The sequence below is a fragment of the Aequorivita xiaoshiensis genome, from assembly GCF_022008395.1.
Lineage (GTDB): Bacteria > Bacteroidota > Bacteroidia > Flavobacteriales > Flavobacteriaceae > Aequorivita > Aequorivita xiaoshiensis.
In genome coordinates, this window is sequence record NZ_JAIRBB010000002.1 from 253550 (window position 1) to 271667 (window position 18118).

Annotated in this window: 13 protein-coding genes; 4 read left to right on the top strand and 9 right to left on the bottom strand. The window is 33.9% G+C overall.

The features are described from left to right. Positions 1-21 precede the first annotated feature (21 nt). Entirely contained in the window at positions 22-2940 is a 2919-nt protein-coding gene (locus K8344_RS04405) for an FAD-binding and (Fe-S)-binding domain-containing protein (RefSeq protein WP_237607052.1), read from the bottom strand. A gap of 130 nt (positions 2941-3070) precedes the next feature. Here K8344_RS04405 and K8344_RS04410 point away from each other — a divergent pair, with 130 nt between their 5' ends. Continuing rightward, positions 3071-3565 carry a hypothetical protein gene (locus K8344_RS04410; protein ID WP_237607053.1) on the top strand — a complete coding sequence of 165 codons (495 nt, stop codon included), beginning with the start codon at positions 3071-3073 and terminating at the stop codon, positions 3563-3565. A gap of 118 nt (positions 3566-3683) precedes the next feature. Continuing rightward, positions 3684-5147: a membrane dipeptidase gene (locus K8344_RS04415; RefSeq protein WP_237607054.1), complete on the top strand. Its 1464-nt coding sequence runs from the start codon at positions 3684-3686 to the stop codon at positions 5145-5147. Positions 5148-5149: 2 nt separating this feature from the next. On the opposite strand, the gene bshA is transcribed toward K8344_RS04415, so the two are convergent. The 8 genes from bshA to K8344_RS04455 form a co-directional block, all read right to left on the bottom strand. Next, the gene (gene bshA, locus K8344_RS04420; protein WP_237607055.1) at positions 5150-6286 is read right to left on the bottom strand and encodes an N-acetyl-alpha-D-glucosaminyl L-malate synthase BshA; all 1137 of its coding nucleotides are present in this window, start codon (positions 6284-6286) and stop codon (positions 5150-5152) included. Positions 6287-6339: 53 nt separating this feature from the next. Further along, entirely contained in the window at positions 6340-9258 is a 2919-nt protein-coding gene (locus K8344_RS04425; RefSeq protein ID WP_237607056.1) for a serine hydrolase domain-containing protein, read from the bottom strand. Between the two features lie 16 nt (positions 9259-9274). Then, a complete protein-coding gene (locus tag K8344_RS04430; RefSeq protein ID WP_237607057.1) occupies positions 9275-9760 on the bottom strand; it encodes an ABC transporter ATPase in 486 nt (161 codons plus the stop codon). Positions 9761-9876: 116 nt separating this feature from the next. Next, positions 9877-10668: a (Fe-S)-binding protein gene (locus K8344_RS04435; RefSeq protein ID WP_237607058.1), complete on the bottom strand. Its 792-nt coding sequence runs from the start codon at positions 10666-10668 to the stop codon at positions 9877-9879. 76 nt (positions 10669-10744) lie between these two features. Next, positions 10745-11179 carry an LNS2 domain-containing protein gene (locus K8344_RS04440; protein ID WP_237607059.1) on the bottom strand — a complete coding sequence of 145 codons (435 nt, stop codon included), beginning with the start codon at positions 11177-11179 and terminating at the stop codon, positions 10745-10747. A 12-nt stretch (positions 11180-11191) separates the two neighbouring features. Next, complete coding sequence (locus K8344_RS04445) at positions 11192-12496, bottom strand: 4Fe-4S dicluster domain-containing protein (RefSeq protein ID WP_237607060.1); 1305 nt, start codon at positions 12494-12496, stop codon at positions 11192-11194. Positions 12497-12498: 2 nt separating this feature from the next. Then, the gene (locus K8344_RS04450) at positions 12499-13446 is read right to left on the bottom strand and encodes an MlaD family protein (RefSeq protein WP_237607061.1); all 948 of its coding nucleotides are present in this window, start codon (positions 13444-13446) and stop codon (positions 12499-12501) included. A gap of 54 nt (positions 13447-13500) precedes the next feature. Further along, positions 13501-14631 carry an N-acetylmuramoyl-L-alanine amidase family protein gene (locus K8344_RS04455; RefSeq protein WP_237607062.1) on the bottom strand — a complete coding sequence of 377 codons (1131 nt, stop codon included), beginning with the start codon at positions 14629-14631 and terminating at the stop codon, positions 13501-13503. Between the two features lie 206 nt (positions 14632-14837). Between K8344_RS04455 and K8344_RS04460 the strand changes: the two genes are divergently transcribed. Together K8344_RS04460 and K8344_RS04465 are read left to right on the top strand one after the other, a co-directional pair. Continuing rightward, positions 14838-17600: a putative LPS assembly protein LptD gene (locus tag K8344_RS04460; RefSeq protein WP_237607063.1), complete on the top strand. Its 2763-nt coding sequence runs from the start codon at positions 14838-14840 to the stop codon at positions 17598-17600. A gap of 97 nt (positions 17601-17697) precedes the next feature. Then, entirely contained in the window at positions 17698-18078 is a 381-nt protein-coding gene (locus tag K8344_RS04465; RefSeq protein WP_237607064.1) for a RidA family protein, read from the top strand. The last annotated feature ends 40 nt before the right edge of the window (positions 18079-18118 follow it).

Consider the following 18118-nt stretch of genomic DNA (forward strand, 5'->3'; position numbering starts at 1 on the left):
TAAAATCTGTTTTGGGTGAATTTACTTTAATGCATTTTTAAGAATTGTAACTGGATGCAAAGCCTTACGACCCGTACCATCAAAAATCTGATGCCTACAACTCGTTCCGTTAGCCGAAATAATAGTTTCTTCGGAAGTTTTTCTAACAGCTGGAAAAAGCTTTAGCGCTCCAATTTGCATACTCACTTCGTAATGTTCCTTTTCATAACCAAAACTTCCAGCCATCCCACAACAACCTGATGTAATTATAGTTGGTTTAAAGTTTTTGGGGATATTAAGTATATCAAACGTTACTTTTTGGTTGCTAAGGGATTTTTGATGACAATGTGAGTGAATTTTAATCAATTTTTCTTCAGAAGTAAACATATTAGATGAAATAGTACCTCTTTCAAACTCATTAGCTAAGAATTCTTCTACTAAATAACTGTGCTTTGAAATATTTGTAGCGGAGGTTTTATCAGTTGCTAACCGGAGGTACTCATCACGAAAAGAAAGAATTGCAGATGGCTCAATCCCTATTAATGGAGTAGCTGCAGATATCCTTTCTTTTAGGTAATTTATATTCTTGTTAACCTCTTTTATTGCTTCCTCCAAAAATCCTTTAGAAAGTAATGCCCTGCCACTATCCAAATTATCAATAATGTGAACTTTAAAACCTAAACGCGTTAGAAGTATAAAGGAATCTACAGCGATATCTGTATCCAAATAATTGCTAAACTCATCAACAAATAAAAACACTTCTCTTTTACTTTCAACTTCTATATTCACCTCATTTATATATAGTTCAGTTATTTTTCTTAAACTTTTAGTTGAAACTAATGGTAGGCTTCGTTTAGGATGAACTCTCCCAATAATTTTGATGAAATTGGAGGTTAAATTGTTTGAAAAAATCCAATTTGAAATTTCAGGAAACTTAGAAGCTAACCTGTTTAACTGCGTGCTTTTTCCAAAGAGTTTGTTAGAAAATGAAACTCCATTTTCTTTGTTATATTGATATAAAAACTCTGCTTTTGCAGTACTTATATCTACGTTGCTAGGACATTCACTGGCACAAGCTTTACAGCTTAAACATAAATCAAAGACCTTTTTTAAGTCTTCAGAATTGAATTTATTTACGGAATTATTGTTAGTCAACACTTCTCTTAAAGCATTTGCCCTAGCCCGAGTGGTATCTTTTTCGTTTTTTGTGGCATGATAACTCGGACACATTGCTCCAGAAGCATCTGCAGTTTTTCTACAATCTCCACTGCCATTACACTTTTCGGATAATCGAAGAATTCCCTCAGAATCACTAAAATCCATTAAGGTTTCGATTTTGGGTTCTACTCTATTAACCTTATAACGAAGTGACTCATCCATTTTAAAGGCATCTACAATTTTACCAGGATTAAAGATGTTTTGTGGATCAAATGCTTGTTTTACCTTTTTTAATAGGTCGTAATTTTTCTCTCCTATCATTAAAGGAATAAACTCTGCACGCACTATTCCATCGCCGTGTTCTCCTGAAAACGATCCATTGTACTTCTTACAAAGTAACGCAACATCGGTGGTGATTTTTTTGAAATACTGAACACCTTCATCTTCTTTTAAATTTAATATAGGACGTAAATGCAATTCTCCTGCACCTGCGTGAGCATAATAAACAGCTTGTTGATTATACTTTTTCATTATAGCTGAAAACTCTTTTATATAAGCGGGTAAATCTTCCAAAGCTACTGCAGTATCCTCAATACAGGCAACAGCTTTTCTGTCACCAACCATATTCCCTAAAAGTCCGAGACCTGCTTTACGAAGTTCCAAAGCCATTGTAATTTCATCACCTCTTAAAACGGGATTATGATAACTATAATTTGAATCTTTTAAGGAAGCCATCAAAGAGTTTACTTTGTCTTGAAGATCTTTTTCTGAATTACTCTTTAATTCTAATAATAAAATAGCTTTGGGATTATTTTTTACGAAAAAGCGATAAGGCTCATAAGTTTTATTATTAGTAGTGCAACTCAAAATAACATCATCCATCATTTCACAGGTGTGCAGATTGTGCTGCATTGCTACCACAACGTCGTTTAAACACGAATCGAGGGATTTATAGTGAGAAGCTATCATGGCTGTATGTAAGGGCGGCAATGGTTCTAATTGAAGTGTAATTTCAGTTGTAAATGCTAATGTTCCCTCGCTGCCACAAAGTAAATTACAGATGTTAATTTTATCCTCAAAGTCACCAAAAACAGATGTATTTATTAAACTATCTACAGCGTAACCTGTATTTCTACGATGTATTTCAGGTTTTGGAAACTCTTTTCTTATTTCATTTTGAACTTCTTTAGAAGATAATTCCTTATAAAGCTTTTTATAAATTTCACCTTCTAAAGAATTCAAATTTGTTTTAGCTTGAAACTCTTCTTTTGTTAGCGGTTCAAATATGACTTCGCTACCATCCGAAAGGATTGTTTTCAATTTTAAAACTTTATCACGAGTTGTCCCGTATTGAATCGATGTTGTACCGCTACTATTGTTCCCAACCATTCCTCCTATCATACATCGATTGCTAGTTGAAGTGTTTGGACCGAAGAAAAGGCCGTATGGTTTTAAATATTGGTTTAACTCATCTCTAATAACTCCCGGTTGAAGGGTGACTGTTTTCATTTCAGTATTTACTGAAATTATATTTGTAAAATGATTTGAAACATCTACAATAATACCCTCCCCTACACATTGCCCCGCAAGAGAAGTTCCGGCTGTTCGAGGGATTAGTGAAATATTATTGTTACTAGCGAAGTTTACTAATTGCTTAATTCCACGTTCACTAGTAGGATATGCTACTGCAAGAGGGATTTTTCTATAAACGGAAGCATCTGTTGCATATAGCATAGTATGTAGTGAATCAATGTGAAATTCACCATTAAATATCTTTTTAAAATCTAGGAGTTGCTTCTTCATATAGTAATGTAAATGTAGAAAATTCCTTAACAAAAGTTTGTAAAATTTGAGGTGTAGATTGGCACACTGTTAACTATAAATAACTTGAAATACCGCTATTTTTGTAATGTTTATAACTAAAAAGCAAATTATGAAAAAAACAATTTTATTAGTATTCACAGTGTTTGCATTAGGTTTGCAAGCCAATGCCCAAGAAATAGCAAAAAACGCGATTGGTATTCGTTTAAGTGAAAGTGACGGTTTTGGTCCTGAAGTAAACTACCAAAGAGCTCTTAGTGAAAACAACAGATTGGAATTAGGTTTGGCAGTTCACAGTAAGAATTATTGGGATGCTGTAAAGCTTACAGGAATTTATCAGTGGGTTTGGAATATTGATGGAGGTTTTAATTGGTATGCCGGACCAGGTTTAGGTGCTGGTGTAGTGAATTACGATAAAAAACATTGGGATTACGACCATAGATATGATGATTCTGAAGCCTTTGCATTTTTAACAGGAGACGTTGGTATAGAATATAGCTTTGATTTCCCATTGCTAGTCTCTTTCGATTTCCGCCCTCAAATTAACTTGGGATATAGAGATGACGTGAGCTTCGACGTAGGTATTAGCGCTCGTTATCAATTCTAAGAATTGTAAAATATATATGTAAGATGCCCCATTTATTGGGGCATCTTTATTTTCGTGTAGTAAGTAAATTATTATTTAATAGTTTCATAGGTCTTTACATTTTTATAACTTGTACAAAATGAGTATTATGGATACAGGTTATATAGACTTACATTGTCACCCTTCTTTAAAGCCATATAGTAAAAGTTTTAAATATAATCCAACAAAGCAAAATGCGCTTGATCCTAATCGCAAAAACTCTATATGGCACTATAGTCCTCCGAATTTTTTAGAGAAATTTGTTAATCGTTTGGTTACGTTAACCAAATTCACTCAAACCGACCTTACTGCTCTTGCCAAAGCTAAAACTAAAATTGTAATAGTTGCGCTCTACCCTTTTGAGAAACATTTTTTTGGAAAAGAAGTTATAGGAATTAAAGGGGTTACCGATGTTTTAGTAAACCTTGCAGCAAGTATTAGTCAATCGCGGATAGATAATATTCGAAGTAATGAAAACTATTACGAAGACTTAGTTGATGAGTATAATTACTATTTACAACTTCATAATCAAGTTCAAAAAATAGATGGAAAAATATATACTTATCGCATTGTTACAAGTTTCCAAGACATAAAGGCCAATTTATCGCTGGAAACTGAATCTAAGAAAATTATTAATATCATACTTTCTATTGAAGGAGGACATAGTTTCAACACAGGGCTTGTTATGCGTAAAAACACGGCCAACAAAAATGAAGTCCTAAAAAATGTTTTGGCTGTAAAAAACTGGAAGCACCGACCATTGTTTTTAACACTTGCGCATCATTTTTATAACGAACTATGCGGTCACGCGCGCAGTATATCTATTTCCTTATTAAAGAAAAACCAAAATAGAGGATTAAACTCTGGTATAACAGAATTAGGTTATGCGGTAATTAAACTATTACTCGATAATTCGGAAGGAAAGAGAATACTTATAGATATAAAACACATGAGTACAGCTTCTAGAAAAGCTTATTACAAATTAATAGACACAAAATACGATGCTGAGAACATACCAATAATTGCAAGTCACGCCGCTTGTAACGGGAAGCATTCAATTGTACAATGGGATAAAGTAGGCATAAAAAACCATCGAGAATGGTTTGCAGATATTGATATTAATTTTTACGACAGTGAATTAATTCACATTGCCAAAAGCAACGGAATATTTGGAATTCAATTAGACGAACGTCGAATAGGAAGTAAAAAGGAAATAAACAATAGTAAAATCTATATTCCCAATAAGAGAAAACAACTCAAGAAAAAATCACTACTAGTTTGGAGACAAGTTGTTCATATAGCAGAAGTACTTGATGAGCAAAATTTATTTTGCTGGGGAATACAAAGTATCGGTAGCGATTTTGATGGAATTGTAAATCCAATAAATGGTCTTTGGACTGCAGAAAATATAAAAGATTTAGCTGAAGAAATGTATAATCACGCTAAAGCTTATCTTTCAAAAAATTTAAACAACTTGAATGAGTTTAACAGAATTTCCGCAGAATCTATAGTTGCACGCGTGATGAGCGAAAATGCAATGCTTTTTATAAAAAGGAACTACTAAACTTATTTGCCTTGTTTCTGAAGGATAGCTTCTTTATATAGATTTTCGTACAAGGGAACAATTTTATCTGTATCGAACACCATTGCTGCTTCAACAGCTTGTTTCTTAAATTTATTTAAATTTTCATCAGATGACAAAATCTTTAAAGCATTTTCTGCCATTTCAGCCACATTACCTACATCACTTAAAAATCCGCTTACTCCATCAATATTTACTTCTGGCAAACCTCCAGTATTACTAGATACTACAGGAACTCCACAAGCCATAGCTTCTAACGCAGCAAGTCCAAAGCTTTCCTTTTCTGATGGTAGTAGAAATAAATCTGTAAAACACAATATTTTATCCACTTCATTACTATTACCTACAAATAGAACTTTTTCTTCTATACCTTTTTCCATACACAATTGTTCGCAGGCTTCACGTTCCGGACCTTCCCCAACCATTATTAATTTTGAAGGAATTTTATTCTGAATTCTATCAAATATTTCAATTACGTCGGTTACGCGTTTTACTTTGCGAAGATTACTAATATGCGAAATAATACGTTCTTCTGGAAGTGCCATTAGCTCGCGCTGACAATCGGTATAAGAATTAATTTTTTTAGGAATTTCTATAAAGTTAGGAACAACGTGAATCTCCTTTCTAATGTCAAAAAGATGAAGTGTGTCTTCTTTTAAACTTTGAGAAACCGATGTAACAACATCACTATTATTAATGCTAAAAGTAACAGCTGGTTTATAAAACGGATGACTTCCCACCAAAGTAATATCGGTGCCGTGTAGCGTTGTTACCATCGGAATATGAATATTCTCCTCAGCCAACATTTTCTTGGCCATATATCCCGCGTACGCGTGTGGAATGGCATAATGCACGTGCAAAACTTCAATTTTATGAAGTTTTACCATATCTACTAATTTGCTTGAAAGTGCAAGTTCATAAGGTTGAAAATGAAATAAAGGATACTCTGGGACAGAAACTTCGTGAAAATGTATGTTTTTTGATAGCAACTCTAATCTTACAGGTTGTTTGTAGGTTATAAAATGTATTTCGTGGCCGTGTTCTGCAAGAGCTAAACCTAATTCTGTAGCTACAACACCACTTCCTCCGAAAGTAGGATAACATACTATTGCTATTTTCATAATTTTCTATTTTGAAACTAAATTAGACATAATAGATTTATTAAAGTTTATTTTTAATAATCAATAGCGTCGTAAATTGCTTCTTGAATTAAACTTCTTAAATCACTTCTAATTAGTTTTCTGTTTTCTGAATCTGGATAAGTCCTGTTCGATAAGAACACATATACTATCTCTTGTTCTGGATCTGCCCAAGCGAAAGTCCCAGTAAATCCGCTGTGGCCAAAACTCGTCATGGAAACACACCCACACGTTGGACCAACCGTTCCTAATTGAGGTTTGTCAAATCCAACCCCTCTTCTAACATTATCTTTACAATAATAACAGGTGTTGAATTTATCTAAAACATCAGGATTAAAGAATCTAGTTCCGCCATAAAATCCTTTCCATAAAAACATTTGCATGATTTTAGCCACGTCATTACTATTTGAAAATAATCCCGCATGACCTCCTACTCCTCCTAGCATTGCTGCTCCTTGATCGTGTACATAGCCTTGAATTTTTTGTTTTCTAAAAATGTTGTCTTGCTCTGTTGGAGGAATTACATCCTTAGAAAACTTTTTCAGTGGTTGGAATAAGGTATAATTCGCGCCTAACGACTCGTAAAGGTTTTCCTGTACAATGTTTTCGAATGGTATGTTATATTTTCTCTCTAAATATTTCTTTAATATATAATATGGTAAATCACTGTATTTATACGATTTACTTGAGTTTAAATCACTCTCACGAATAGTTTTGTAAATGGTATCGATGTAATCACGTCTTAAATATAGATTTTCTGCAACTTCAACATTGTAGTCTTTACCTGGGATACTTGCGTAATATTTTGATGATACTCCTGTTTTTTCGTCATTTAGCGTATTTCTATAAAATGGAATCCAAGGTTTCAAACGAGCGTAATGTGAAAGCATTTGCTTTAAACTAACATTAGATTTATTAGATTGTTTATACTCTGGAAGCATTTCAGAAAGCTTGGTATTTAACGTTAGCTCCTTTCTATCAACTAACTCCATCACTATCGGAAGCGTAGCTAAAATTTTGGTAAGAGATGCAAGGTCGTAAATATCAGTATTTTTTACTTTATTTTTTTTGTCGTAATCGTGATAACCAAAGCTTTTTTGATAAATAACTTTTCCCTTGCGTGCTACCAATATTTGAGCGCCAGGATACATGCCTTGTTTAAGTCCAACATTGGCAAGCGAATCAATTTTTTTGAGTTTATAACTATTTACACCAACACTTTCAGGAGTTCCGTATTGTAATCTTCGCAATGATTTGGTTTGCATAAAAGTATTTAATGGAAAATCTTCCCCTAATGATACTGGAAGTTTGCCTTTTCCATCTATAGCTCCAAATATTAATTGAGCAGATAATTGCTGAGATATCTTACTATTTTGATAAGACATAATGACTCCTTCAAAATTAGCTGTGGTTTTAACATCCAGCATAGCATAAGGTCGAGCAAATACATCGAGAATTACTGTGTTTGTACGAGCAATTTCATACATCCAAACTAATTCCTTTTGGGTAAACTTATAGCTTTTCCAAGGATTTTCGTTGCTCTTGTGGAAACCGATTATAACGTAATTATAGTCTTTTAACTTCTGTATATAATCATCTAAACTATTAGCCTTTACCCATTGTACGTTTCCATATTTTTTCAGTTCATTCAAAAAATCTCCACCTGAATCATCACCAAAATTTACATAAGCTATTTTTTTCCTCTTTAAATCTTTAATAGGAAGAATTGCGCGATCGTTTTTAATAACCGTAAGGGCATTTCTCATTGCCTCTTCGTAAAGCACATCATCGATTATAGAATTCAAATCTTCCAATAAATATGCTGTTTTTACAGGCTCATAGTTATTTAGCCCAACTTTATATTTGGCATAAAGAATTTTCTTAACTGAATAAGCCAAACGCTTTTCGGTTATGGTTTCATCATTATAAGAATTTATTAGAAAACTTACGGCCTTTGGAATATCTTCGGAAATAAGAAGAATATCATTTCCAGCTAAGAATGCTGCTAATTCAATTTCACCAGGCTTCTTAAAATTTGAAGCACCTTTCATATTTAATGCATCTGTAAAAATAAGTCCGTTGAAACCCATTTCGTGTTTTAGAAGATCTGTAACCACCTTCGTAGAAAGTGATGATGGATAATTCATTTGTGGCTCTAATGAAGGTACATTTAGGTGTGCAATCATTACACTGTTTAGTCCTTCATTAATTAATTTTCTATATGGGTATAATTCTAAAGTGTCTAATCTTTCTCTTGAAAAGTCAATGGTAGGCAGGGTTTTATGGCTATCCATATCGGTATCGCCGTGACCTGGAAAATGCTTTGCACTTCCCATAACGCCTGCACTCTGCATTCCTTTCATAAAAGCAAGAGCTTTTTCTGTAACATTGTCGCGGTCTTCACCAAATGAACGATTACCAATTATTGGGTTTTCAGGATTTGTATTAATATCAACTACGGGGGCAAAATTTATATGCACTCCAAGTCGTTTAGAATGTTCACCAATTCGTTTCCCTACATTTTCCACAATTTTATTGTCTGTAATTGCTCCTAATGTCATATTCCAAGGAAAAGCATAGGTAGAATCTAAACGCATTGATAACCCCCATTCTGCATCCATACCAATCATAAGTGGTACCTTGGCAAGTGCTTGAAATTCATTATTCAATTTGGCTTGACGCATTGGACCTCCTTTAGAGAAAATTACGCCACCTAAATGATACTCAGTTATGAGTTTTTTTATTTTATCTGTTTTTGATTTTGGATCGCTAGAAAATATATCAGCCATAAAAAGCTGACCAATTTTTTCTTCTAAAGACATATTATCATAGATGCTATCAACCCATTTTTTTTGATTTTGAAAATCTTCTTTAACAATTAACGGATTGATTTCTTGTGCAATTGTCGGGACACAAAAGCACATAAAAATGCAGGTAAGAAAAAACTTATTCATAGCTACAATAAAAGGTTTAAGATAAAAATCGTGCATGCCAACTTTCAGATGCGGGGACTTCCCAATTTTCAAGGTATTCTGCTTTAGTATTTACAAGATTATTGAAAACTACAGTGTTTTTTGAAACAGATTTATCTTTAGCCATTTTTCTAAAATCTGTAAGCGGTTTATGAGCAATATATTTGCCAGTGTAGAAAGTAACATTCATTTTATCAAGAAGATCTACATCAAACTTTTCCTCTAAGGATTGTATAAAATGAACAGAAGCATCAATACTGCAACCAGATGCTGAAGCACTTGCTTGGTTAAGGCCTAAAACAATAAATCGGTTGTATTTAATTTCAAGCCCTGCCTCAAGTTCGGAACCGTGAGCAGTCCATTTTGCAAGAAAATCGTTTGTAAGCTCTGTTATTTGAGCAACTTCTTCGTCGCTCAATTTTCTATTCGCCTGATAAATCCAAACTCTGGAATCATCTGGCAGATTTGTAAAATCTGTTAACATTATTGGAAAATTAAAGTGATTAATTAGAATAACAAACAAATCATTCACCACGTATTCATGGAGAAGATAGTGTTGGCATTCAACTATTTTTAATGGTGATTGTTTATTTGGAAAACTTATAGGTCTTCCGCACTTGCAATCATTTCTGCGACGTCCATAACTTGTACGTTGTCTTCAGCATTTTTGGCTTTTACACCATCGGTCATCATTACCATACAAAACGGACATCCAGTAGCAATTATTTCAGAAGAAGTTTCTAAAGCCTGTTCGGTTCGCAAAACGTTAACATCTTGGTCGCCAGCTTCAGGTTCTTTAAACATTTGAGCTCCACCAGCACCACAACACATACCTCGTTTTTTATTTCGTTTCATTTCCACCAATTCCATCTCCAATTTCTCGAGAAGCTCTCTAGGCGCTTCGTACTCATTATTAGCTCGTCCTAAATAACAAGGATCATGGAAAGTGATTTTTTTACCTTTAAACTTCCCGCCTTCTACTTTTAATCTTCCCTCTTTCAACAATGATTTTAAGAATTGAGTATGGTGCATCACTTCGTAATTACCACCTAATTCTGGATATTCATTTTTTAAGGTATTAAAACAATGCGGGCATGTAGTAACAATCCTCTTTATACCATAACCGTTTAAAACTTCGATATTGGTCATAGCCTGCATTTGGAACAAAAATTCGTTTCCTGCTCTTTTTGCAGGGTCGCCATTACAGCCTTCTTCGGTTCCTAAAACAGCAAAATCTATATTAGCTTTGTTAAGAAGTTTTACAAAGGCTTTAGTAATTTTCTTTGCGCGGTCATCAAAGCTTCCGGCACAACCTACAAAAAAAAGAACTTCTGGTTGTTTTCCTTGAGCCGCATATTCCGCCATTGTAGGCACTTTTATTTGTTCAGTCATTATATTAATCTTAACTATTAATTATTAAATGCTCAATATAGTATATAACAGCATTTAATTATTTCTCTAACTATTTTTAGTCTTCAAAAACTTCAATCGTAACTTCCTTTTCAACCAAGTCTGTAAATTTCCCTTTGTAACGAGTAGCCTTTACTAGATGGTTATCCACCCAATGGTAATTGCCACCACGTGGTTTACCCATTAACATACTGTGATATTTAAAACCGTGTTTTTTTAGCCAAATTTCAGTTATTTCACGATGAGCTTCTGTACGGGATGTGAAAAAGCAAATAATATGACCTTCATCATACCATTTATTTAAAGTTTTTAATGCGTCGGGAAAAGGTTTACAGGTGGCCATTCGTTCAGGTTCCTCGTTTGGGATATCGTCTGTAATGGTTCCATCAATGTCAATTAGGTAGTTTTTTACACCTTTTGGAAGAATTGGGCTCACGTGTTCACCCTTTTCAATCTTCTCACTCAACATTTTACCTACTTCTCCTTTCTTCATCCTAACTTTTATTTACTTCTCATCTTTCCAATTAAGTCTGTCCATTTGGTTGTAAGGCCAAGGGGCTCCATTGTTTTCGATGTTCGTCATTGCCACATTCAATTCAGCAGGTGCAGCCGATTGCTCCATTACAAGATATTGACGCATTTCCATTATGATACTTAACGGGTCGATACTTACTGGGCAAGCTTCAACACAAGCGTTACATGTTGTACAGGCCCATAATTCTTCACGCGTTATATAATCGTCTAATAATTGTTTACCGTCATCTTTAAATTCACCATTCTTATCTATATTTTTACCCACTTCCTCCAATCGGTCGCGAGTATCCATCATAATTTTACGAGGTGATAATTTTTTACCGGTATTATTTGCTGGACATTCATCTGTACATCTACCACATTCGGTACACGTATATGCGTTCAGGAGTTGAATTCTACTTAAATCCATTACATCACTAGCTCCAAATTTTGATGGTGCTTCTGTAGCACCTTCAGCTGGTGCTGCAAATGGATCGATATTAGGATCCATCATCATTTTCACTTCATTGGTGACAGATTCAAGGTTTTTAAATTTACCTTTAGGGACCACTTTTCCAAAATAAACATTAGGAAAAGCAAGCATTATATGAAGGTGCTTAGAAAAGTATAAGTAATTTAAGAAAGCTAAAATTCCTAATATGTGTAACCACCAAGCGGCGCGCTCTATAATATGAAGCGTACCTTCTGGAGTGCCACTAAACATAGAAGCTACGTATTTAGAAACTACATTTCCGTTATTCATTTCTTGAAATGAAACATCTGTTGCATTCATTACAAGAAATAAAATCATCAATACCATTTCAAAGTAAAGAATAATATTTCCATCACTCTTAGGCCATCCTTTCATTTCCGATTTCCAAAATCTGCGGATTTTAATAATATTTCTTCGTATCCAAAATACTATAACAGAAACCAAAACTAATAGCGCTAATATTTCAAAAGAGCCAATTAAAAATCCGTAAAAACTACCTAAAGACGAGAAAATTCGATGGGTACCAAAAATTCCATCGATAATTATTTCTAGAACTTCAATATTGATAATTATGAATCCAACATAAACAATAATATGAAGGAAACCAGAAATTGGTCTAACTGTCATCTTAGACTGTCCAAGTGCAATGCGAAATACATTTGCCCATCTTTCACTTGTATGATCAGAAGCGTCCACTTTCTGACCTAACTTAATATTGCGAATTACTTTTCGAATGTTAAGGGTAAAATAACCTATACCCGCCACTAGGGCAATGATAAAGAGAATGTTTGGAATGTATTGCATGATTATTTGTCTGGGTTGTCTGGTTGCTCGTATTCTTTATTTTTTCTTCCGAAAATAGAAATGTGTACGTATCGTTTAGGATTTAGTTTTACATCTTGAAGAAGTTGCTCAAGTTGTCTCGAAGCACCTTCTAAATTCTCGTATAACTTGTCGTCTTTTAATAATTTTCCTACAGATCCTTCTCCATTGTCAATGCCAGCAACAATTTTATCCATTCTATCAACCATATCTTGCAAATCTGTCACTAACTTACCTGTTTCTAATTGAGATAGTGAGTCTGTTAGTTGTGAAAGGTTATTGGCAGTTCTATCAAGATTGGTGAAAGTATTATCTAATTTCCCGGTATTGTTTCCAAGGATTCTATTTAGTTTTTCTGATACACCCGCAAAAGAGTTTAGGGTTGTATTAAGATTTACAATAGCTTCTTGTAGATTATTACGTGTGTTTTCGTCAACAATTGCATTAACATTTAATAATAGTGTATCTACAGTGGCTAGTGTATTGTTAACTTTTTTTTCTAATGGACCTAAGGCCTTGGTAACAGCGGTAAGCATTCCATCTTCCACGTCACCTTTTAACGTGTCACCACTTTTGGCAACGTACTGATCATACTTTGGAAAAATTCCTAGGTTCTTCCCTCCTATTAATCCTGAGCTATAAATTCTAACAATACTGTTTTTAGAAAAGTCGAAGTCTTTTTCAACTGTAAATTTCACTACTAAACCGCCTTTGGAGTTAGCGAAAGTAATATTTTGAACTTTACCTACTGTAAGACCATTAATGGTAACAGGAGCTGATTGTGCAAGACCTTCAACGTTATCGTATTTTACATAGAATTCACGATGTTTTTCTAGTAAGTTGGTACCTTTTAAAAAGCTATATCCAAATATCAATAGCAATATAGCGCCTATGGCAAGAATTCCGGTTTTTACTTCTTTGGATAGTTTCAAGTGTGATGTTTTTCGTTAGCAACAAATTTAAGCGATAAATATAAAGAAAGCACACTAATTTGCTTTGGATTTTAACACTTCTGAAACATTAACCTTTTTACCTTTTTTAAAAGCTACAATATATGCAGAGGGAAATCCTTTTTGTTGAGCAAAGGTTTTCATTACCTGAATCTTATTGTAGTCTGAAGTATTTCCGTAATAAAATTTAAATAATCCACCTTCTTTATCGCGTTCAACATCTTTTAAACCTTTGAAATTATTAGGTCTTGGATTTAATTTTTTACTAGTAGCCGCCAATTGTACTTTAAAGGTAATACCTTCATGTATGTCTTCTTTAGTAGTTTCTATGGCTTTTTCTACTTCTAACTCCTTTACCTCGGGATGTTTTATTTTATCATCGGAAATCGAAAGACTATTTATATAACTTTTAATAGCATTACCAATTTCTCTAGCCATTTCAGTTTGACCCTTAGCTGAATTTAAATAGGCACCTTCAACCTTATTAGTTAAAAATCCAGTTTCAATAAGCACACTAGGCATATAAGTATTGTGTAGCACCCAGAATCCAGCCTGCTTTACACTTCTATCTTTACGCTTTAGATTGTTAATAATATTATTTTGCACCAAACTGGCTAATAGAATACTTTGATCTAGATACTCCTCTTGCATTAAAACCATTCCTATAAGGGATTCAGGTGCATTAGGGTCGAAACCACCATACTTCTCTTCATAGTTTTCCTCAAGATAAATAACTTCATTTTCTTTTTTAGCAACCTCAAAGTTTGCTTGACTTTTATGCAAGCCTAAAACGAAAGTTTCTGCACCGTATGCATTAGAATGGTGTGCATTACAATGTACCGAAACAAAAAGATCGGCATCTGCTCGATTGGCAATTGCAGCACGTTCACGTAATTCTACAAAAACATCTGTTTTACGAGTGTAAATTACGCGTACATTAGGTAGTTTTTCCAATTCAGAACCCACTTTTAAAACTATATTCAATGAAATATCAGATTCTTTATACCCACTACCCGGTTTTCCTTTGTTTCCGTGATCGTGACCTCCGTGTCCAGCATCCAATACTACTACAAAAGGTTTGATAGGGTTTTCTGCGGCAGAAGCTGTAAAATTGGAAAATGAAAAGCTTATTATTAATACGAAAGAAGAAATTAGTTTCGTTATCATATTTTTATAAAAATTGATATTGTTAATTACGTCTAAAACGGTTTGTTTTACGATGAAATTTCAAATTTTTCACATTAAAATTTATCGTTTACATTATAACGATAATATTATGAATCATTATATTAAACCCTATTAAATTTTGGTTGCATGTTCTTTTTCCGAAAATTTTCATTTAAAAAAACCTACCCCAAAAAATATGTTTATTTTTGACCGTTTCAAATACTGAGCCAAAATTACAAAATAATAGCATCAGCGCATTGCAGACCAATAGTCAATACTTAACAATTTTCTTAACATTTCTGCTTTTTAGCAGTTCTATATTGCATGCACAAGACATACCGTCTAATAAAAGTGCTAAACTTCCTAATTCCAATATTCAAGATACCCTCCCAGTAAACTTAAAACCTGTAGTTGAACAAATAAATGAACAAGCTCAGGACACCGTAAAGACCGATACTATAAAACCGCCCAATGAGACGCTAACAGATATAGTTGACTATTTCGGGGAAGATTATGTATTTTTAAATAGAAAGGAGAATAAAATCTATATGTTCAACAACGCTTACATCAAATATGAAGATATGCGTATAGATGCAGGTTTAATTATTCTAGATTACAATAAAAATGAAGTTTATGCTAAAGGAATAGATAGCGCTGGAGTTTACAGTCAGCGACCTGTATTTGTTCAAGGCCCGAATAAAGTAGAACCTGATAGCATTAGATATAATTTTAATTCTGAAAAAGCTCTAGTTTATAATAGCCGTACAGAACAAAGTGGTTTTAGAGTAATCGCAGAAGTAACTAAGAAAGTAAACGACTCAGTGGTTTATCTTCGAAATGTTAAGTTTACTACATCAAAAAACATCGAAGATCCCGAATATTACTTTTATACGCGAAAGGCTAAGTTTGTGCCTAAGAAAAAGATTGTAACAGGATTAACCAATATGTACATTGCCGATGTACCAACTCCTGTTGGTCTTCCATTTGCGTATTTTCCGTTATCCGAAGATCGTACTTCAGGGTTTATTCTTCCCTCTTTTGGAGAAAACAACAGTCGTGGATTCTTCTTACAAAATGGAGGGTATTATTTTGCAATCAACGATTATTTAGATTTTACAATTACTGGTGATTATTATACTAACGGAAGCTATGCCTTGCGTGGTGAGTCTTCGTACGTTGTTAAGTATAAGTACCGAGGTAATTTAAGTGCACGTTACGAAAATCTGGTTCAAGAAGAACGCGGCTTTCCAAATTTTCAACAAAGCAGTATATATAACATCCGATGGACACACACTCAGGATCCTAAAAGCAATCCTAGTTCGCGATTTTCAGCTTCTGTAAACTTAGGAAGTAGTAAATATTTTACTCAGTCTATCAACCAAACTAATAATGCAAGTGCTTTAGTAAATACATTAAGCTCTTCTATTTCGTATGCAAAAACATTTGAGGGAGATCCACAGGTGAACGTGACATTAGCAGCTACTCACTCTCAAAACACCAATACTAATCAGATTTCAATGTCGTTGCCTAATTTAAATGCAAGTGTTTCTAGAATTTATCCTTTTGCACCTAAAAACGGAACTAAAAAAGGAATTATTCAGAATATAAACTTTCAATACGACCTAACTGCCGAAAATAGAATTCAAACCGTAGATTCACTTTTCTTTAAACCTGAAATGTTTAATAGTGCACAGATAGGAGCGCAACACAGCATCCCTATCACTACTAATTTTAAAATTTTTAAATATTTAAGTGCATCTGCTGGTACAAATTTCCGTGAAACTTGGGTTATGAAGAGTACTCGCCAACGCTATGATCAAAATGCATTTGATGGTCGTGGAGGAATAGTTAAAGACACTGTTTCTGGCTTTGAAAGCTATAGAACTTACAACTTCTCGACAAGTTTAGGTACTACCTTATACGGACTTTTCAATTTTGGAAACAACAAGAAAATTCAAGCTGTTCGACACGTTATTCGTCCATCTCTAAGTTACAATATAAATCCTGCTTTCGACAGGTATTACGATGAGTTTATTATACCTGAAACAGCAGAAGAAGCTGCAGGGCAAATTCATCGATATTCACGTTTTGAAAACACATTATACGGTCCTCCTAGCAAAGTGTATTCTAGTAGTATAGGAATGTCATTAAGCAATAATTTTGAAGCTAAAGTACGAAACCGCGACACTACTTCTATTGAGCCTAAAAAAGTGATATTACTAAACAACCTGAATTTTTCAACAGCTTACAACCTTGCAGGAGATTCACTTCAATGGAGTCCGGTGCAGTTTTCCGGAAACATTCCAATTATTCCTAAGTTAGATTTAAACTTCAGCGGAACCTTAGATCCATATGCTTTAGACAATAACAACAATAAAATAGATGTCTTTAATATTGAAAACGGCGGAAGTTTATTTAGGCTTACGAATGCTAACATCAGTATTAATTATTCGTTTTCTAGCAGAGATTTTCAGTCGAAAACTAGAGATACAGACAAAATCGAGAATGAAACCTTTAGGAATGGTGGGCGTCCTGATGATCTTTTTGGAGATGCGGCAAATATCTATGATGGAAGAATATACGACAATGAAGATGATGACACCGATAAAACAAATGTAGATTGGTATAACTATAAGATTCCTTGGGATATGCGTTTTGCTTATACAATTACTTACGGCAATGCACGAAGGCAAAATGAAATTTCGAGCCAGTCGTTTATGATGAGCACCAATTTAGAACTCGCCCCGCGTTGGACAGTTGGAGTTTCTTCTGGTTACGATTTTAAAAATAAAGGTGTAACCTTAACACAGTTTCGATTCCAACGTGATTTGGAAAGTTGGCAAATGAGTTTTAATTGGACACCAATTGGAAGTATCAACACGGCTTGGTATTTCTTTATAGGAATTAAATCGTCAATGCTTAGCGATATTAAATACGACAAGCGTAGAGAAAGCGATAAGCGATTATAGCCTTATATGAGGGTTTTAAAAGCTGACACAATTATAAATTAATTATATACAAGCGTCTTTTTGTGATACAAAGCTTAAGTCGCCTTAAATTTTAGTTATGAAAAAAATAATAAAAACTTCAAATGCACCTGCCCCTATCGGCCCATATAATCAAGCTATTCTTAGTGGAAATATGCTTTATACTTCGGGACAGATAGCAATTAACCCTAAAACAGGAGAGTTAGAGACAGAAGATATACAGTCTGAAACTAAACTAGTAATGGAAAATTTGAAAGCTATTCTTACTGAAGCAGGAATGACTTTTGAAGATGTTATTAAGTCATCAATTTTTATAAGTGATATGCATAACTTTGCAGCTATAAACGAAGTATATGGCACTTATTTTAATGAGGAAACAGCACCAGCTCGCGAAACAGTAGAGGTAGCAAACTTACCTAAATTTGTAAATGTTGAAATTTCTGTGATTGCTTCGAAATAAGCAGTGATTGAATTTAAATCGATTTAAAAATATTAGAGTA